The sequence below is a fragment of the Kitasatospora sp. NPDC003701 genome (assembly GCF_053587085.1).
Genome location: NZ_JBSFNM010000031.1, coordinates 46,485 through 65,171, shown reverse-complemented (window position 1 = coordinate 65,171; position 18,687 = coordinate 46,485). Strand labels below are relative to the sequence as shown.

Here is an 18,687-nt window from a genome sequence, read left to right as displayed (position 1 = left end):
CGACCCCAAGTCCTTCTCTTCCGGCGCCCGCCCGTGCGCCCTTCCGCTCTCCCTGAGGAAGCTGATGAACAGCATCACCACGATCACCTCCGGCCCGGTGCCGGATCTCACCGACTACGACATCATCTGCGGCAACCTGTCGGGCGGCGCTGACTCGCGCGCCATGCAGCACGCGCTGATGGAGGCCGCCGAAGCGGCCGGCGTCGCCGACCGGGTCTGGACGTTCCACGCCTCGCTCGGCCCGATGGAGTGGCCGTCGGTCACCTTCGGCGGCCGCCGCTACGCCAGCGTCGCCGAGCTGGCGGCGCAGCAGAGCAGCGAGTCCGGTGTTCCGCGCGAGCGGCACATGGAGCGCACCAAGATGCGCGACGACGGTGCCGGCGGTCTGGAGCCCTACGACCTGCTGACCTACGTGGCGCTGTACGGGCGGTTCATGCGTCTGGGGACGCGCTACTGCACGAAGGGCTTCAAGGAGCAGTTGGAGGAGTCCTCGCACACACCGGAGGTCCAGCGGCTGCGGCCGGTGCTGGGCCGGCCGGTGCGGGTCCTGAAGGTGCTGGGGCTGCGGGGTGAGGAGTCGAGGGACCGATCTCAGCGGCTGTCCTACCGCACCGTCAAGTCGAACTCGGCGCGGCATGTGGACGAGTGGCTGCCGGTGAAGGAGTGGTCGAAGGCGCGGGTGCAGTCGCTCCATGTGGAGCAGGCATACGAGTGGCACTGGTGCTACGACTCGGAGCCCGGGGCGCTGGACTGGCTGGGGTCGAGCCGGTGTTCGTGCTCCAGCTGCTTCCTGGCGAGCCGGCGTGACAGCCTGCTGGGGGCGCGGCGGCGGCCGCGGATCGCGGAGGCGATCGCCCTGGTGGAGGAGGTGCGGGGGGACACCTTCCGACCGGACGTCAGCATGGCCGATCTGATCGCGCTGTCGAGGCGGCCCGGTGCGCCGGCGCCGGGGGTGGTGATCGAGGACGAGGGGCCCGAGTTCGCGCGCATGATGGAGAAGCTGGTCTGGGCGCTGGAGCAGGAGCCGCGCCGGCTGCCGGAGCTGTCGGTTTCCGCCCCGCCGCGCCGTTTGCTGCCGGTGGTCGATCTCTGACGCGGGTACGTGGCCGGAATCCGGATGGGATGGGCCTCCCACACTGGGACTTAATGACTAATTCATGGTAGCCTTTCTCTTGTCAGGCCGGTTGGCTACCGGAAGGCGATCGAACCATTACGCAAGGAGACCGTCATGTCCTCGCCCCGTTCAGCCACCGCCCGCAAGGTGCATCCGGCCCAGCGGCAGCGGGACACCTCGAACGACCTGCTGGTGCTGCATCTGCGGATCTCCCGGCACTCCGGCGCGGTGTCCATCCTGACGATGTCCGTTCCGGCTCCGCACCTCGACGCCATCGGCTGGCAGCTCTCCCATCTGGCGGCCTACGTCGGTGACCTGCACGCCAGCGGCCAGGACCCGACCGACGAAAACGCCTACGCGTTCCTACTCTCGCGCACGGCCTGGAGCTGGTACGAGTGGCAGCCGTTGCACGACACGCGGGTGACCTGTCAGCTCGACGTCCTGCTCGGCCCGCTGGACGAGTGCGGCTGGCCCGCGATCTCACTGGTGCTCCTGGAGTCCGAGGACGGCAAGTGGGGATTCTCCCGCAAGCGGCTGCGCGCGGGTGTGTCAGCGGCCGTGAACGTCGTACTGGCGGAGATCGAGGGCGCGCACTCTCATCTGTGCTCGCAGGCGGCCCACGACCAGGAGGCGGAGACGGCGCAGCGCCGGGACGAGGCCGACGCGTTGCTCGCCGAGGTGCGGGAGATCCACGGGCGGGCGCGGGGCAAGAGCAACTCGGAGGGGGCACGCAAGGCCCGGGCGGCGCTGCACCAGGCGCCCCATCACGAGCCCGGCACGTCCTCGTTCGTCCAGCTCGACCCGGTACCGGATCGCCTTGAGACCTTCATCGGCCCGATCGCGGCGATCGACTCCCGCACCAACGACGCGGGCGAGACCGTCGTCCTGTTCACCATCGCCCACGAGCAGGGCAGCACCGGAACGGGCGGCCACAAGGTGCCGGAGAAGCTGCGGTGCACGGTGCGGGGCCCGGCCGCGAAAGCGGCGGCCTCCCTGCCGCCCGGCCGCCGCGTGATCGTGGTCGGCCGTCTCGTCCAGCAGGTCTACGTGTCCAAGCAGCAGAGGATCCCGCGCAGCCTCATCACCTTCGACGTCCACGCGCTGGGCCCCGACCTGGTCGGCCCCGGCCTCTCCTGAACCGGGCGGCGCCCGCCACGGCGCCGCCCCACCCCGCCGAACCCGTCCGGGCCGGCCCACCCTTCGACAAGGAGCCCCATCATGTCGCAGCCCCACCGCATGCCCGGCGGAGTCGACTGCCTCGACCTGGCGCGCGCAGTCGGTGCCCACCTGCCGGCCAGGCCCGGCCGGGCCTGGCGCAGCCGGCGGGAACCCGACGTCGCCTTCCGCGGCCACGAGGCCGCCTCGGTCGGCGACGGACAGCGGTCCCTGCTGCTGGCGGCCCTGCCGGAGGGCGTGGCCCTCGCGCCCTGGCCCGCTGCAGGCGGCGGCTTCGCCATCGCGGTCGGCGCCGGCGCCCTTCCCGAGCGCCTGGCGGAGGCCGCCGTCCGCTCGCACCTGCCTCGGCTCGACGCCGGCCTGGCCCGGGCTCTGTCCGAGGAGCAGCGGGCGGAGGCCGCCGGCGACCTCCTGCGGGACCTGGCGGCGGCCGTGCCGGGCCGGTTCGTGCGGCACGTCGGACGGCAGTGCCTGGTCCTGGACCTGCCCGGGGGCTGCCTGACCGCTCGGGTGGATCCCCTGTCGCTGGAGGTGGCGCTCACGGCCGAGCCGGCCGGGACCCCAGGGGTCGGCGCGCCGCCGGCGGCGCGCTCCTGGCCGGCCTGGGCGCCCGTACCCCGGCTCGGACAGGCGCCGCACGGGCTGCGTGCGCTCGGGACCGAGGGAGGCGGCCACGGCGGTGCCGGCGTGCAGGTGTGCGGCGCCGATCTGGCCCTCGCCGTCCTCTCGCGCATGGCCGTCGCCGACACGCCGTGGCCGTTGCGTGCGCGGGGGTGATTTCTTCCGGCACCGGATCGGGCCGTCGCACCGTCAGGCCTGGCCGTTTCCGGATTCGGCGGCATCTCGGGGCTGGGGACGGCGCACCGGGAGTAGCTTCGATGTAAAATTCATGGTAGACATAGTCTTGTCACTTTGGGTGTCTCGCCCAAACCCCACCCAGTCCCTCAGGAGGACAACATGATCATGCTCGGACGCGAGGTCATCGACCGCGAGGAGCTCGCCGCCCAGGCCGGCTGGCACGTCCGCTCACTGAGCAACATGGGCGCCTACGCGCAGCTCACCCCCGTTGCCGGCGGCGGCCGCGGCAGCAAGGCGCTCTACGACCTGCAGCAGGCCGAGGTTCTCATCCGTAACCTGCAGAAGGAGAAGGCGGTGACCCGGATGAAGAAGGACCGCCCGCAGATCGTCCCGGAGGCCATCCCGAGCCTGCCGGACTACAGCTCCTACACCGAGCACGAGCTGCGCGGCCTGATCCGCAGCTGGCTCGAACAGCAGGAGGAGGACGGCACCGTCGTCGGCCTGACGATGGAGGACCTGGACGCCATGGGCGAGCAGGACCTGCAGGACTGGGTCAGCGGCCACGAGCTCCTCACGCTGGAAGAGGCCCGCCTGGCGGTGCCGGAGGAGCGCCGCCCGACGCCCAAGACCTGGGAGTCCTACTACGCCAGGACCAAGGTCACCAGCCTGCCGGACCCGGACCGGACCTTCTTCGGCATGGACTTCTGGTTCCGGGAGACGATCGTGCGCTGGGACGCGGAGCAGCGCCGGAGGGTCGGGGACAACGCCGGCGGCCACCGCCCGGCCGGAAGCAAGAACAGCACCTGGACGCCCAGTGAGTCCATGCAGGAGATCATCGCCCTGAGCGAGGAGCGGCGCGCGCAGGTGAACGCGCTCCACCGCGACAGGCCGGAGCTGACGGTCCCCGAGATCGCGGGCATCGTCGGAGTCAGCCCGCGGGCCGCGTTCCGCTACCTCCAGGAGGTTGCCGGCTCCGACACCTCCGACCGGGAGGAGACCGAGCACCGGCGCGCGGTGGTGCGCGAGCTCGTCCAGGCCGAGCCGGACATCAGCGGGGGCGAGGTCGCCCGGCACCTGGGCATCGGGTACACCACCGCCAACAGGTACCTCAACGAGCTCGGCCGGGAGAACGCCCGCCCCGAGGACAAGGCGGCCGAGCGCCGGGCCCAGGCCGCCAAGTTCCTGCGGGAGAACCCGGACCTGACGGACGAGGACCTGGCCGCACGCCTCGGGGTGACCGCCGAGACCGCGGCGGCCTACCGCCGTGACCCCAGCGAGCCGACGAAGCGCGAGGAGGCGGAGCAGCGGCTGGCGCGCACGCGGAAGCTGCTGGCGAAGAACCCGGACCTGGAGGCGGACGAGCTGGCCGCGGTCCTCGGGCTCAAGCCGGTCACGGCCGAGAAGTACCTGCGCGAGGCCCGGGGGCCGGAGCAGCCGTAGGCGGGCCGGACCGACGCTCCCGGCAGCGGGAGCATCCGCCGGCGGCACCCCCGCCACCCGACACACAACCTCAGGGAGATCGGCATGACCGACACCGGCATCGACAACCCCTCCGCCCTGTCCGACTTCGACTTCATGGAGCTCGTGGCCTTCGACAGCAAGGTCGACAGGGAGGGCTTCTCCTACGCCTACGAGAACTACCCCCCGCGCTTCGAGTCCCCCGAACTCCAGGAAGTCGCGAAGGACCTCACGAGCATGCGCTCCTTCTACGGGGACCACGACCACCTGGTCGACCAGTGGTGGGAGACCGTGGGTGGCAGGGGCTGCGACCTGCACAACGCCCACATCGACGAGGTCCAGCAGCACGAAGACGACCTCTGCCTGTGGGGGGTGCTCTACGAGGACGGGCAGAGCGTCCTGCTGACGACCGAGGAGCAGCGGGAGAACTGGTTGGAGTACATGCGCCGCAACAACCCCGGACGCCCGGTTGCGGCGCTTCTCCACCGGAGCGAGGCCGGCGGCGAGTGGACCAAGAGCCCGCTGGCCGCTGCTCCCTGAAACCGTCGCCGCCTCCCCCGGCGTAGGCGGCGACAACCTTGGTGGCCGTACGGCCACCAAGGACGGATACCTTGGAGGCAGGCGTTACGGACTCGTGCTCCGGGACGTTCCTGCCTCCAAGGTGTCCACCAAGGGTCGCGGGATTGAGTGGCGTGTTCCGCTCCGAATCCCGAGGAGGTTCTTGGTGAACCCGACCTTCGCGCCCAGCGCCCTGGCCTACATGGCCCTGGCGGCGCTCTACCAGCACCGCTCCGCCACGACGTCCCAGCTCCACGAGATGCTCTGCCCCGACAAGGACATCAGCTACGTCCGCCAGCAGCTGCGGATGCTGCGCAAGGAGGAGCTGGTGGAGGCGGTGACGCTGCGCCAGCCGCGTACCGCCCTGCTGCACTACCTCACCGACCGGGGCCGGTCGGTGGCCGCGGAGCTGCCGGAGGTGAGCGACCGCACCAGTCCGCTGCAGAACCTGGCCGACGTGACGGCGCGGATCCTGCTCCCGCACTCCCAGGCGGTACTGGCCGCTCACCTCGCGTTCCTGGCGGATGCCCGCCGGCGGGGTGACGACTACGGCCCGCTCGACTGGGCGCCGGAGACCATGCACCGCCTGTCCGACCGTAGCAAGGCGGACGCGGTGCGGGCGGACGCGCTGATGCGCTACACGGCCAACCGCCCGGACGGCCGGGTGCACCTGCGGGCCTTCGTCGAGGTCGACCGGGCGACGTACGGAAGCGAGAAGCTGACTGGCAAGCTCACCGCCTACGCCCGCTTCTGGCAGCTGCGGCCGTTCCAGGGGGGCGGACGGCGCCCCACCATCGAGAGCTCCCAGGCCGCGCCGCTGTGGACGGAGTACTACCCGAAGTTCCCGCGGCTGCTGTTCGTGTTCGCCGGAGGCTCCCGGAGGACCATGCTCAACCGTATCGAGGACCTCCAGGCCGCCGCGGGCGGCCATCGGCGGGTCGTCGAGATGCTCCAGGAGGTGAAGGCTGGCGCCGCCCTGCTGGAGGAGATCAACCCGACGAAGGAGCGGCCGGACCTCAGCCCGTCGTCTCCCGCGTGGGTGTCCCTCACTGATCCGGACCGGCCGGCCTGCGGCTGGATGGAGCTGTAGCCCCGCTGTCCGAACCACTGTCCGAGGAGATTCCGGTGCCCCAGGCCCTGCAGATCGACCCCGACGGCACGGTCGAGGTCATCGCCCTGCCCGACGACCGGGCCACCCGCGACCGGTCGATCACCTCCCGCTTGTCCGGGCCGGCCGCACCCGGCTGCTACCACCGGCAGGCCACGATGCACCTCCATGGCAACGGGCAGCACGACAGGCTGCCGGACAACCCGATCGCCACCGCGCTGGCGTGCGTCTGGCGCGGCCTGGACATCGCCTACGACGCGACGTACTTCCTGCCGGGCCGGGTCGTCATCACCTCGGTCGACGGCGCGTCGGACCTCGCGCCTGGCCTCGTCGGTGAGGCCCTCGCGGTGGCGGAGGCCGTTCACCTGCTGCTCGCCGACGGACGTACGGCTCCCTGGGGCGAAGTGCTGAGGGCTGCCGGTGCCGCCCGGGAAGGCGTCGGGCGCGGAAAGTCCGCCTGAGCGGGCCGCTGGCGGCCAGGGTCGGAAGCGGACGGCCGGACACGATCCGCGCCGCCGCCCGGCCCCGTTCCGTCGTCCGGGCCCGGTTCCGGCCGGGCCATCGCCGTCTGCTCCCCCTCCCCCGATCCGCACGACAGCTGCACCGTGACAAGCCGATGCCCCCGCCCCGTACTCACGGGGCGAGGGCATCGGCGTTTCCGTCCGACCGCCTGGCGGTCGCCGTTCAGTGGGCGAGTGCCCGCTGGAGGTCGTCCAGGCAGTCGGGGCACATCGCCAGCGGAGGAGGCGTGCCGCGGCCCGGCCGCCCGCACACCCCTGCCCCGAGGCCTTCGGTCCCGGGTGCCTGGCACTTCCAGGTCACCGGCCCGGCGGTGCCGGCCTGTCCGGCGGCCACCGGCACGTCGGCCACAGCCCCGGCACTGGCGGCGTCCTGGTCGACGGTCTGCTCCTCCAGACGGCGCCGGGCCGCCTCGGCCTGACGCTCCGTCTCCCGAAGCCCGCAGGCCCGGCACTCCTCACCGGAGGCGAGCAGGACTCCGCGCTCGCAGTCGGGCCGCTCGCACTCCTGTCGGCTCAGGACCGTGGCCAGGAAGCCGACCGCTCCGCGGATCTCGCCGCTGGCAACCCGCTCTGGCGCGCCGGCCCTCCACCAGCCCGCGTTGATCCTGGCCAGCGCGTGCTCGGGGGTACGGCCGGCCGACAGCAGGTCCCGCACCGCACGGCGCAGCGGGGGCACCCGCAGCGCGGGGTGCTTGCTGACGCCCAGGGCGTCGATGGCCGCGAAGACTGTCTCCTCCCCGGGGACGGGGCGGGAGGGTGCGGTGCGGATGGTCTTGGTGCGGGGCTTCTTGGTCCGGTCGGCGGCGGAGCCGCATCGGGCGGCGGGCTTGGGGGTGCGGGCCGCGCGCGGCTCGCGCGCCTTACCACCTGTAGCAGCCCTACGGGCGTCCGGAAGGGGCTCGCCGTCACGGTTCTCACTACTTCTATTAATGGTGTCCGCGTGGTGGGTAGACCCCTGTCCGGCTGGTGGGTAGACCCCCGTCCGCGTGGTGGGTAGACCCCCCCTGTCCGGCTGGTGGGTAGACCCCCCGGTGAACTGGGCGATCTCCCGCTCCTCGCGGACGGCGGCGCGGGCGCGCCACAGCCGGCCGTCGAGGAGGGCGTAGCTGGAGGGCAGGCGCCCGCCGCCTTCCAGCTTGGGGGCGTACTGCTCCTTCATCAGGAGGACGCCGTCGGCGCGCAGCTGGGCGAGGGCGTCGGTGACGGCGGTGCGCCCGAGGCCGGTGCAGGCCATGAGTTCGCGGATGGTGGGCGGGCGTTCGGTGATGGCCCGGCTGGTCAGGTTCACGAAGGAGGCGATGGCGGCGTAGACGGCTTTGTAGTTCGGGGTGCGGCAGCCGCAGGTCGCGATGCGGGCGTCGAGTTTGATGAAGTCGATGCCGGGGGTGCGCAGGACGCGGGGTACGGGCCGGCCGTCGGCGCCGAGCAGGGGGTGGGTCTGGGGCGGGTTGGCGGCGCGTTCGAGGACCTGGCGGGCCCAGCGTTCGCGGTCGGTGAGCCGGTAGAGGTTGGCGTCGGCGCCGGGGTGGTCGGGGTTCTGCTGGGGCTGAACGATGAGGACCTCGCGGCCGACCAGGTCGGCGACGGCGCGGTCGAAGGTGTTGGCGGTGCGGCCCATGCAGGCGGCGACGGTCTTGCGGTAGGGCAGCAGGGCGTGGCGGCGTTCGGGGGACCAGCCGGCCACGGATTCGGCGGTGAGCGTGATGTGGTGCTCCATGTCGGCGAACGCGGCCAGGGCCATGTAGGCGGCCTTGCTCGTGGCGGGGCAGGAGGGGTCGCGGGCGATGCGGACGTCGAACTCGATGTAGTCCAGGCCGTTGCAGTCGAGGGCGCCGTCCGCTCCGGTGGACAGCTGGACGAGGAAGTCGGTCACCGCTGCCCCATTCCGCTGTCGGCGCCGGAGGTGCTGGCGGGGGCGGTGCCGTTCGGCTGGTGGACGACCGTGTTGAAGGGGTCGTCGGCGGCCGTCAGCATGTTGCGGTCGATGTCCGCGATCGCGGCCTGGACGACGGCCACGAGGAGCTCGGAGGCCTGGCGGGTGTAGGGGTGGTGCTCGCCGAACGCCAGGAGGCAGTCCTCGATGAGGCCGTTCGCCCAGAAGCGGGCGATGTGCAGGCGCCCTTCGCTGAGAACGACGAGCACGGCCTCGTACTCGCTGCGGTACCAGCGCGGGGGAAGGGGATGGCACGGCGGCCGGGCCGGGAGCGCCGGAGACAGGGCGGCCGGGGCGGTCCGCGTCCGCCGGCGGTGGACGAAAGCCACCGCGGTCAGCACCGCGGCGGCGGTCGGGACGCCGAGGGCGGACAGCAGGATCGGAAGGGGCGGCATCGCGGACGGCTCCTCGGTTCGTACGGGTTCGATGCCCGAGGTAACCCCGCGACTGTTGGTGCGGAGCTTGGTGCTGAGGGCCCGTCCGGTAACGGCTGTACAACTCCGCGCACCAGGGGATCCGGGATGTCTTGGTGGCCGGCCCGGCGCTTGTGCCGGCGGCGGGCGCCGTTGCGCAGGGCGGGTCGGCGTTGCGCATGCGCAGGCCGGGGCGTTGCGCATGCGCAGTGGGGTGATTGCGCATGCGCAGGGCGAACGCCTGTACGCATTCGCGGCGCGGTGTTCCGCGCATCCCGTCAGATGATCTTGCGCAGGAGTCCGCTCCGCCGCCCGGGGTGAGGCCGGGCGCCGGGCCGTCCGCGGGCGCGGCGCGCGGCCCATCGGTGCCGCACCGCTCCTGGGGAACGGCCGTCGGGGACGGGCTGCGCAAGGGCACCTCTGCGCGGGAGGGGTACCGGCGGGGACCCCGTGGCGGCGGCCGGCCCCGGGTCCGCCGGCCCCGGGGCGGCCACCAAGGTTTCCCCGCCGCTGCGGGGCGGGCCACCAAGGTTGGCGCACCGGGGGTTCACCCCCGTACCAAGGTTCGGGGCCCGCCCGAGGGGCCGTCACCAAGGTTGGCGGGCACCCGAGGGGCCTCCACCAAGGAATCGGCCGGTGCAGGGAGAGGGCCACCAAGGTTTCCCGGCGGCCGGGCCGGAGGGCCACCAAGGTATCCGCCGACGGCCCCCGCCCGGCCACCAAGGTATCCGGGCGGTCCACCAAACAATCCGCGCAGGCCGACAAACCACCAGGTCAAAGCATTGGTGGAGGCCGTTGTGGAGGCGTTACCCAGGGGCTGTTCCCCACCAAGGGTTTCACCAACGGTCGCGGGGTTTCCTCGGTCGCCAGCTGATCCGCTGACGACCTCCCAGGAGACCTTCGTGAGTCCTCTCTTCAACCGGCGCGACCGAGCGCCGGATCCCGCCCCGATCGCCGACGGGGGTGAGCTGCGCCGGGCCCGCGCACGGACCGGCCTTCTTCGCGGCGGCATCCTCGCCGCGATCGCCGCCGGGCCGCTCGCCCTGGCCGTCGCCGTCATCGGCGTCCAGACCACCTCGGCGGCGCCGGCCTCTGCGCCCGTCATCCCCTCGGCGATCACACCGCCGACCGGCTACGCCGAGAGCTTCGTAGACCTGTGGCTGCGCAGCTCCGCCGACACCGCCGCCTCGACTGCGCTGCGCGCAATGGCCCCCGGCGTCGAGCTGCCGCGGCCGAAGACCACTGCGCGCCTGACCGTCCAGAAGACGATCGCCGTGCGCAGCCAGCCGATGGGCGGGCGCACCTGGCAGGTGACGGTGGCGGCCACCGTCGTGGTCCCGCCGGCCGATGCGCAGAGCGGCCAGCCGACGCCGAATCCTGCGCAGAGCGCCGCGCAGAACGTTGCGCAGGGTTCTGCGCAGGGCCGGGGCGCCCAGGCCGGGACGACGGAGGTCCGCTACTTCGCGGTCCTGGTGGCGATGAACCGGACCGCCGGCTCCGGCGGCGCGCCGGACTCCCTCGTGATCTCGGCGGCCCCCGCCCAGGTGGCCGCTCCCTCTTCGCTCTCCGGTCCGGACCCTGCGGTGCCGGACTACGGCTCCCAGGTCGGTGACGGGCCGCTGCGGGAGACAATCACCGGCTACCTCAGCGCGTACCTGACCGGCGTGGGGGACAGCTCCCGCTACCTGGCGCCCGGCGCGGCGATCCCGGCTCCCGGCTCGACCTACACCCAGGTCGCCCTCAAGGCGCTCGCCACCACCACCGCCGTCCCGGCCTCGCCGGCCGACGGCTCGGTCCTGGTGGCCCAGGCCGTCGTTCAGGCGACGGACGCCTCGGGTGACTGGCCGCTGGTCTACCCCTTGCGCCTGACCGCGCGTGCCGGCCGCTGGGAGGTCTCGGCGCTCGCGCCGGTCGCCGTCCCCGTCGCGCCGGGTTCCTCCTCTCCCTCCGGCGCGGTGAGCCCGCCGTCGCCCTCTCCCTCCTCCTCGAACGGAGCGCGGCCGTGACCCAGCTCGCCGGACCCCTGCAGAACTTCGGCAATTCGTGGGCGACGACCCTCGTCGGGTGGGTGGCCAGCGGCCTCATGATCGGCATGACCGCGATCGTGATCGTCCACGCGGTGCGGAAGATGTCGATCAAGGCGGCGATCGGCGGTGTGATCGGCCTGGTCATCTGCTGGAGCCTGTTCGCCAACCGGCTCTCGTTCTCCGACATCTTCCGGGACGAGGTCCAGGAGACCAAGCCCGCCGTCCCCGCTCCCTACCAGGCATCGGGCGAGCTTCCCCGTGAGGTGCCCGGCGGGGTGTTCACCGGACAGCTGGTCCGGGCGTGAGCAGCGCCGCGCGTCCCCGGATCGGCCGCTCCTACACGAAGGCCCGCCGGCATCCCTGGGTGCTGGGCAAGATCGGCGACTGGCGACTGCCCATGGGGCCGTACACGCCGCCGCAGCTTGTGGTGGCCGGTGTCGGGGCGTTCGTGCTGGTCAAGACCGCTTCGTGGTGGGCGCCGGTGCTCGGCCCGCTGCCGCTGGCGGCGTGGGCGGCGGCGATCTGGGCCGCGCGGCACTCACGGATCGCCGGCCGGTCGCCGTTCCTGGTGCTGGCCGACGCCCTGTCACTGGCGGTGGCCCCCCGGGCCGGACAGATCGGCGGGCGGGCGGTGCGGCCGATCCGTCCCGTCGTCCTGGCCGGAGCCGCGTTCACCTTCGAAAGCGTCGACGGGCGCCAGGACCTCCCCGAGGAGGCAGGCGCCCCGGCCGCCGCACCGGCCGGGGCGCACGGCGGGGAACCGGCCGAGGAGCCGGCGCCCGGCCTCAGCATCTTCGAGCCGCGCCCGCCCGGGCCGGCCCCGGACCCGCCGCCGGTCCGGACCGCGGCCTCCACGCCGGCTCTCACCCCGCTTCAGCAAATGCTCGCCGCAGCCGCGGCCATCCACTCCGCCCAGAAGGGAGACCCCTCGTGAGGGTCGCAGCTTTCCGCCACTTGTCCGGCCACCTGATGTGGTCGACCACCGGCACCGTCTGGGGCTTCTGGCGCGTGGAGCCGATCGGCTCGCGCTACGCCTCCGATCTGGAGCGCCAGGAGGTCCTGCGCCGGGTCACCTCCCTGGTGCGGTCCCTGTCGGGCAACGCCCGGCTGTACAGCCTGTGCGCGCGGGTCGAGGCCCGCGAGGTCTTCGAGCGGGTCGTCGCCGGCATAGACCCGGACGCCAACCCCGGGACCCGGGAGAGCGCGTCCGCCGCCGCGTTCATGCTCGACGACTCGGAAATGCACCGCCGGACCCTGTGGCTGGCGCTGCCGCTGCAGGTGCCCGGCCGGGCCGCCCAGCTGACCCAGGCCGGCGGCTCCGTGTGGGCGACCCTCGGGGAGCAGGCCGGCCTGCCCGTCGCGCCGGTGCCCGTCAGCGAGGTGCAGCTATATAGGGGAGTGGCCCGGCAGGTCGAGTCGGACTTCGGCGGCGGGCTGCAGGTGCGCCCGGCCCGGTCGGCCGAGATCGTCTGGATCCACCAGCACGCCGTGCACCGCGGCCAGGTCGAGCCGCTCCTGGCCGAGGCCGAGCACGGCCGCCGCTTCGAGGGCAAGGTCGTCGGCGCCCGGCTGCGCAGCCCCGGCTACGCGAGCCTGGGCCAGGTCCGGCTGCTGGAGGCCGGGCAGGAGCCCGCGGCCCGCCGCAAGGAGTCGGGCGGCTGGCGCAGCTGGTTCGCCTCGCGCTTCGACGGCGGCGCGCTGTCGAAGGTGTGGCTGCAGGTGGAGACAGAGGACGGGACCGGTTACCAGGCGCACCTGGCGCTGGAGGAGATTCCCGAGGCCGTCGTGGAGGGTTCGGCCGACATCCTGGCTCAGCTGGAGCTGCTGCCCTACCCGGTGGACGCGGTCGTCGACCTGACGCTGGTGGACAGCGCGAAGGCCAAGCGGGCGATTGCGAAGAAGAAGGCTGAGCTGTCGGATCAGGCCGACCAGTGGGCGGCCCATCCGACCGGCACCCCGGACTCGCTGCACGGCGCGGCCGAGATCCTGGGCGAGCAGGAGGCCCGGCTCGGGCGTACCTCGGTCGAGCTGGAGGTTCAGTCCCGCACCGTGTTCACGGTGTGGGGGTCGACCACGCAGCTGTGCGATGACCGGGCCCGCGACCTGAAGGGCCGTCTGGGCGGTGCGGACTACCGGGCGATCCGGCCGCGCGGCGGGCAGGTGAGGATGTTCCAGTTCGGGCTTCCGGGCGCCGGCCCGGCGCTGCGGACCCGCGAGTGCACCCAGTTCCAGTTGTCCGAGGACTGGGCGATGACCGGTCCGCTGACGGTCGGCGAGGTCGGTGACGACACGGGCCCGATGATCGGCCGGTCGCTGGACTGCGGCACGGTCCGTCCGGTGCACCTGGACCTGGCCTCCGCTCCGGCCTCCAACATCGCGGCGAGCCTGGCGGTCCTCGGTGACCTGGGGTCGGGGAAGTCGGTGCTGCTGAAGAAGGTCACGGCCGATCTGATCGACCGCGGGCACCGGGCGATCGTCATCGACCGCACCAACCACCGGGAGTACGCGCACTTCGCGCGCACCGCCGCTCCGGGACGCCACCAGGTGATCGACGCCGCCGATGCGACGATCAGCATCGATCCGCTGCGGGTGCTGCCGACGGCGCAGGGCGAGGCGGCCGCGCTCAGCTACCTGCTGCTGCAGACGCAGATGGAGGCGATGTCGGCCGGCGGCGCGGCGCTGAGCCGGGCCGTGAAGGCGGCCGCCGCAGCGCGGAACCCGCACATGGGCCTGGTGCTGGAGGAGCTCCGGTCGATCTCCACCGAGGGCGGCAACCGCGGCGAGGCGGCGGCGGACGTCCTAGACCTGCTCAGCACGGTGGCCGACGCCCGCCTGGCCCGCATGGTCTTCGACCAGACGCTCCCGGCGCTGAGCATGTCCGACCTGACCGCCGACCTGGTCGTCTTCACGACCAACGGATTGACGCTGCCTCCGAAGGAGGCCCTCGGGCGGCCGGAGGTGCTGCGCACGCAGCCGCTGGAGGCGCTGATCGGGCGGGCGGTGCTCTACCTGATCGCCGCGATCTCCCGGCACATCTCGTTCTCGGACCTGCACCGCTTCGCAGCTGTGATCTTCGACGAGGTGTACTGGCTGACCTCCAGCGCCGAAGGGTCCGCGCTGATCAACGAGCTTGCGCACGACGGGCGCAAGCACAACGCCGGCTGGTGCGCGGGCGGGCACGACGCCCTGGACCTGGGCGACGAGACGATCCGCGGCCTGATCGTGCAGCGGGTGCTCGCGCGCACCACAGACGATGCCATGGCCCGGCGGGGGCTGGAGTTCCTGGGCCTGCCCGGCGACGACGAGACGCTCATCCAGCTGGTCACCGGCGACCTGTCCCCGCACGGCCATGCCAACCGTGCCGGCGAGATGCTCCTGCGCGACACCCGCGGCCGGATCGGCCTGATCCAGGTCCTGATCCCGAACCTGCCCAAGTACGACGCGATCTTCACCACCCCCGTCAGCAAGCGCCCGGCCGCGGTGCGCGGCGCGGACCAGACCAGGAAGTTGGCGCTTCGATGACTGGCCGCCTCATCCCCAAGCCTTTGGCCCGTACGGCCGGCCGGTTCGCCTCACGTGCCCGCCGGGCGGGCGTGGCCTGGCGGCGCCTTCGCGACCTCGCCGCCCTGTACTGGCCCGGCCGGCGCACCGTGCTGATGACCCTCGGGATCACCTACCTGTTCATGGTCGCTGGCACGCAGTCCGCGTTCGCCGCGGACGGCGAGCGCGGCGGCGTGCTCGCACCCCTCAACGTGCAGAGCAGCGAGGGCGTGCCGCTCGACAATTACGACCTCAAGTCCGACAACGGCGGCACCACGGACATCCGCAGCCACGTGTGCAACCTGCTGCTGGGCGCCGGCTTCGCGCTGGTGCGGCTGCTGGTGGGCCTCATGTGCTGGGTCATTCAGTGGATCTGGAACTTCCCGATCGTCAGCACGCTGATAGAGACGGCCCAGGGCCTGCACTACGAGTTCTTCCAGATCCTCGGCAACGACCTGGGCATGTACGGGGTGTTCATGGCCGCCGGTGTGGCCTTCGGCTGCCTGCTGATCATGCGCGGCAAGGTGGGACGCGGCGCCGGCGAGATACTGATCACCCTGCTGCTGTCCACGATCGTGCTGATGCCGGCGCTGACCCCGCGCGCGGTGCTCGGCGAGCAGGGCCCGGTCGTCCAGGCGCAGCAGGCGGCGCACCAGGCGGGCGAGCTCGCGGCCGGGGTGGGGGGGCCCGATCCGGGCTGCACCTCTGACAAGGACAAGAAGGACCCTTCCTGCCCGATGCGCATGATGCTGACGAAGAGTCTCGTCGTGCAGCCCTACGAGTTGTTGCAGTACGGGATCATCCCGGATCCCAGCTCCAGCAACGCCAACGAGAAGGCGCTGGCGGACGTCCACTACCGGTGGATTCACGGCCAGATCAAGGGCAAGGACAGCAGCGACTGCGGGATCTCCTGGATGCCGGGCAGTAACGCGATCTGCAAAGACACCTCGTCCTGGGACGAGCTGAAGAGCGAGCTGAAGAAGCACGGCGACGAGGGCAAGAACGCCTACAACTTCGCGGTGAACAGCGACTGGGACCGGGTGGGCGGCGTCGCGTTGGTGCTGCTGGCGGTGCTGCTTATCGCGATCGTGATCCTCGGCATGGCCCTGGTTCACATCGGCTGCCAGTTCGCCGACGTCGTCGCCGCGTCGCTCACGGGCGCCGCCGGGATCTGGGCGATGCTGCCGGGCGGGAACAGGGCCGCTTTGTGGAAGTGGCTGGGGGTGTTCCTGACAAGTGTGGTCACGGAGTTGGCTGTCTCCGTGATGATCCCGATGTTCGCCCTCGGGGCCAACAGCATCCTGACCAACAGCCATAACACGGTCATGATCCAACGCCTGCTGATCATGGACGCCTTCGCGGTGGTCATCCTCGTCTTCCACAAGCGGGTGTTCGCTGCCGCCAGCCAGCTGGGCGACCGGTTCGCGAACCGCATGAGGTTCGCGAGGATCGGCGGCTCGCTCTTCATGGGTGAGAACTCCGGCCTCGGCCTGGCCATGTCGCAGGCGCTCGGCCAACAGGGCGCGGGAGCAGGTGGCAGCTACGGCGGCCTGCGCGGCGGGCTCGGTTTCGGCGGCGGGTTCGGCAGTTCGGCGGCCGGCAACTCGTCGCTGCTGCGCCGGGCCCGGATCGGTGAGGGCCTGGCCGCGCTGGCCGATCCGGGGCTGGGCAAGATGAACGCCGCCGCGATGGCGGCCGGCGCCTACGGGGAGGTGCGCCGCGGCATGGCCGCACTCGCCCTGCCGGTGCGGGCGGCCCACCAGCTGGCGGTCGGCAATCCGCTGCCGCCGCACAAGCTGGCCCGCCGGCTCAAGCCGGTCGGTCAGGTCGGGCCCTTGGGCGGGGCAATCCAGCCGCCGCACGGCGGCCCCCACGGTCCCGGCGGAGCGGGCGGGCCCGGGCGCCCGGGCCGTCCCGGCGGTCCCGGCGGAGGGTCTGCTCAGAGCGTCACGGCCGGCGGCCGGCAGGTGCTGATGCCCAGGGGCGGCCTCACGCCGCTCGGGCACGCGGTGCACAACCGGCTGCTGAACACGCGGGCCGGGCGGATGGCCCTGCTCGCGGGGAAGGCCGGCAAGTTCGGGTGGGACGTCACCGCCGGCGCTCCGGCAACGCTCACCCGGCTCAACCGGGCCGGCGGCATCCTGCGGGGCCACGCCGGTCAGCAGTGGCGGCACTACTCCAACGTGCGCAAGGCCTGGTGGCAGGACGAAAAGGAGGGGTTCAGCACGACGGCGCGGACCGCCCAGGGCGCGTACAACACCGTCAAGGGCGCGGCCCGGCACCAGTACCTGCAGGCCGCCGTCATGGCGGACACCCACGTGGCCCCGCTGGTCAACGGCGTGCGCAGCATGTACGAGTCGGCTCGCGACAGGGCTTCCCTGGGCTACGACCTGGCCGTCGGCGACCCGTTCCGCGAGCCGAGCGCCCGAGCGGACCACTACGACCCCGCCGACTACGGACAGGTCTGGGAGCACGCGCGGGACCGCGGCGGCGAGTACCCGTTCTACGAGGTCGAGCCGAGCGCAGCCGCGCTGGGCGGCGACGGCTCCGGTGCCGGGGACCGCGTGGTCGTGCACTCCGGCCCCGCGGACAGCGGGCCGTCAGACATTTGGGGGGCGCTGGGGCCGGAGGTCGCGCCTCCGGCCGCGTCGGTCTCCCTGGTCGAGGACGAGTCAGGGATGCTGGTCGACCACACCACGGGCGAGATCTTCCCCACTCGTACGGTGCCGTCCGGACCCGCTCCGGCACCGCCCCCGGAGCCCAGGCCGGAACCGGAACCGACGAGCGCAGCGGACCCCGCGATGGACCCCTCCGTCCTACGGCGAGTCAACCCCCGGATGATGGACCCGGCGGACTACCTTGACCCCGAGGAGCTCGCCGAATACTGGATCAACCCCTGGCCGTTGGACCCTGAGCCGGGGCTGGACCTGTGAAGGCGTTCCGGCATATCCGGCGGCTTGGCTGCCTGGGGGTGCTGATGGTGCTCGGGCTGATGTTCCTGCCCGTCATCAGCATGATCGACGGGGCGGACCCGGGCAGCACCGCTCCGGTGGGGATGATCAGCGACATCCCGGGCCGGATGGTGCAGGCCTACGTGCGGGCTGCCGGGGCCGTGCCGCAGATGGCCCCGGCGTGCAAGGGGATGTCCTGGCAGTTGCTGGCCGGCATCGCCAAGGTCGAGTCGAACCACGCCTCCGGTCACCAGATCGACCCCGCCGGGCTCATCACCCCGTCGATCATCGGCCCGATCCTCAACGGCTCGGGCGCCGGCGGCAACACGACGGCGATCCCGGATTCCGACGGCGGGAAGTGGGACGGCAACAGCCAGTTCGACGCCGCCGTCGGCCCGATGCAGTTCCTTCCGTCCACTTTCGCCGGGTACGCCGCCCGGGTACGCCCCGAGGGCGGGGCGAACCCGAACAACGCGGACGACGAGACCCTGGCCGCCGCCCTGTACCTGTGCGGCGACGGCCGGGACCTGACCGACAACGCCCAGCTGAGGAAGGCGGTCTACAGCTACAACGCCTCGAACGCCTACGTGGACGAGGTGCTGCGGTGGCGGGACCAGTACGCCGCGCTGGGTGACCAGGCGCCGATCGGCGATGTCTCGGACCAGGTGCGGACCGTGATCGAGGCGGCGCGAAGCCAGACCGGAGTGCCCTACTCGTGGGGCGGCGGCGACGCCAGCGGCCCGACCACGGGGGTCTGCTGTTCGCAGGGCCGCCAGGACGGCCGGCTGGTGAACGGCTTCGACTGCTCCGGCTTGATGGTCTATGCCTTCTCGAAGGTCGGCGTCCAGCTCCCCCGTGTCGCATCCGCCCAGGCGGGCGTCGGCCAGCGCATCCCGGCCTCCGCCGGCGTCAGCGCCCTGCAGCCCGGCGACATGGTCTTCTTCGGCAACTCCGTGCAGGGCATCTACCACGTCGGCCTCTACATCGGCGGCGGACAGATGCTGAATGCCCCAAAACCGGGTGATTCGGTCAAACAGGCTGCGGTCTGGAATTACGACTACGCGGGCGGCGCCCGCGTCCTGAAATGAGA

15 protein-coding genes are annotated in these 18,687 nt (G+C 72.3%); 13 read left to right on the top strand and 2 right to left on the bottom strand.

The genetic code is table 11. The annotated features are described in order from the left end of the window. Nucleotides 1-64 precede the first annotated feature (64 nt). From ACWDRR_RS26085 to ACWDRR_RS26055, 7 genes are all read left to right on the top strand, one after another. On the top strand, nucleotides 65-1,093 hold the full coding sequence (locus ACWDRR_RS26085) for a phosphoadenosine phosphosulfate reductase (RefSeq protein ID WP_449774650.1): 1,029 nt from the start codon (nucleotides 65-67) through the stop codon (nucleotides 1,091-1,093). 135 nt (nucleotides 1,094-1,228) lie between these two features. Next, entirely contained in the window at nucleotides 1,229-2,251 is a 1,023-nt protein-coding gene (locus ACWDRR_RS26080) for a hypothetical protein (RefSeq protein ID WP_449774649.1), read from the top strand. Nucleotides 2,252-2,332: 81 nt separating this feature from the next. After that, nucleotides 2,333-3,067: a hypothetical protein gene (locus ACWDRR_RS26075; protein WP_449774648.1), complete on the top strand. Its 735-nt coding sequence runs from the start codon at nucleotides 2,333-2,335 to the stop codon at nucleotides 3,065-3,067. A gap of 180 nt (nucleotides 3,068-3,247) precedes the next feature. Continuing rightward, nucleotides 3,248-4,528 (top strand): hypothetical protein, encoded by a 1,281-nt coding sequence (locus tag ACWDRR_RS26070; protein WP_449774647.1) that lies wholly within the window; start codon nucleotides 3,248-3,250, stop codon nucleotides 4,526-4,528. 84 nt (nucleotides 4,529-4,612) lie between these two features. Continuing rightward, nucleotides 4,613-5,086, top strand: a complete 474-nt coding sequence (locus ACWDRR_RS26065) for a hypothetical protein (protein ID WP_449774646.1) — start codon at nucleotides 4,613-4,615, stop codon at nucleotides 5,084-5,086. Nucleotides 5,087-5,270: 184 nt separating this feature from the next. Next, on the top strand, nucleotides 5,271-6,194 hold the full coding sequence (locus ACWDRR_RS26060) for a replication-relaxation family protein (protein WP_449774645.1): 924 nt from the start codon (nucleotides 5,271-5,273) through the stop codon (nucleotides 6,192-6,194). Nucleotides 6,195-6,229: 35 nt separating this feature from the next. Further along, nucleotides 6,230-6,673: a hypothetical protein gene (locus tag ACWDRR_RS26055; protein ID WP_449774644.1), complete on the top strand. Its 444-nt coding sequence runs from the start codon at nucleotides 6,230-6,232 to the stop codon at nucleotides 6,671-6,673. A 223-nt stretch (nucleotides 6,674-6,896) separates the two neighbouring features. On the opposite strand, the gene ACWDRR_RS26050 is transcribed toward ACWDRR_RS26055, so the two are convergent. Together ACWDRR_RS26050 and ACWDRR_RS26045 are read right to left on the bottom strand one after the other, a co-directional pair. Beyond that, on the bottom strand, nucleotides 6,897-8,606 hold the full coding sequence (locus ACWDRR_RS26050) for a hypothetical protein (RefSeq protein ID WP_449774643.1): 1,710 nt from the start codon (nucleotides 8,604-8,606) through the stop codon (nucleotides 6,897-6,899). Beyond that, nucleotides 8,603-9,061, bottom strand: coding sequence for a hypothetical protein (locus ACWDRR_RS26045; protein ID WP_449774642.1), 459 nt, complete (start codon nucleotides 9,059-9,061; stop codon nucleotides 8,603-8,605). Before ACWDRR_RS26045 ends, ACWDRR_RS26050 begins: the two co-directional genes overlap by 4 nt. 920 nt (nucleotides 9,062-9,981) lie before the next feature. On the opposite strand from ACWDRR_RS26045, the gene ACWDRR_RS26040 reads away from it, so the two are divergent. The 6 genes from ACWDRR_RS26040 to ACWDRR_RS26015 are packed head-to-tail and all read left to right on the top strand — an operon-like array spanning nucleotide 9,982 to nucleotide 18,685. Further along, on the top strand, nucleotides 9,982-11,085 hold the full coding sequence (locus ACWDRR_RS26040) for a hypothetical protein (protein WP_449774641.1): 1,104 nt from the start codon (nucleotides 9,982-9,984) through the stop codon (nucleotides 11,083-11,085). Further along, entirely contained in the window at nucleotides 11,082-11,411 is a 330-nt protein-coding gene (locus ACWDRR_RS26035) for a hypothetical protein (protein WP_449774640.1), read from the top strand. Before ACWDRR_RS26040 ends, ACWDRR_RS26035 begins: the two co-directional genes overlap by 4 nt. After that, nucleotides 11,408-12,040, top strand: coding sequence for a hypothetical protein (locus tag ACWDRR_RS26030; RefSeq protein WP_449774639.1), 633 nt, complete (start codon nucleotides 11,408-11,410; stop codon nucleotides 12,038-12,040). The genes ACWDRR_RS26035 and ACWDRR_RS26030 overlap by 4 nt, the downstream gene beginning before the upstream one ends. Continuing rightward, nucleotides 12,037-14,628, top strand: coding sequence for an ATP-binding protein (locus tag ACWDRR_RS26025; protein ID WP_449774638.1), 2,592 nt, complete (start codon nucleotides 12,037-12,039; stop codon nucleotides 14,626-14,628). Before ACWDRR_RS26030 ends, ACWDRR_RS26025 begins: the two co-directional genes overlap by 4 nt. Continuing rightward, nucleotides 14,625-17,579, top strand: coding sequence for a hypothetical protein (locus tag ACWDRR_RS26020; RefSeq protein WP_449774637.1), 2,955 nt, complete (start codon nucleotides 14,625-14,627; stop codon nucleotides 17,577-17,579). The genes ACWDRR_RS26025 and ACWDRR_RS26020 overlap by 4 nt, the downstream gene beginning before the upstream one ends. 44 nt (nucleotides 17,580-17,623) lie before the next feature. Beyond that, nucleotides 17,624-18,685, top strand: a complete 1,062-nt coding sequence (locus tag ACWDRR_RS26015; RefSeq protein ID WP_449774636.1) for a C40 family peptidase — start codon at nucleotides 17,624-17,626, stop codon at nucleotides 18,683-18,685. Nucleotides 18,686-18,687 lie beyond the last annotated feature (2 nt).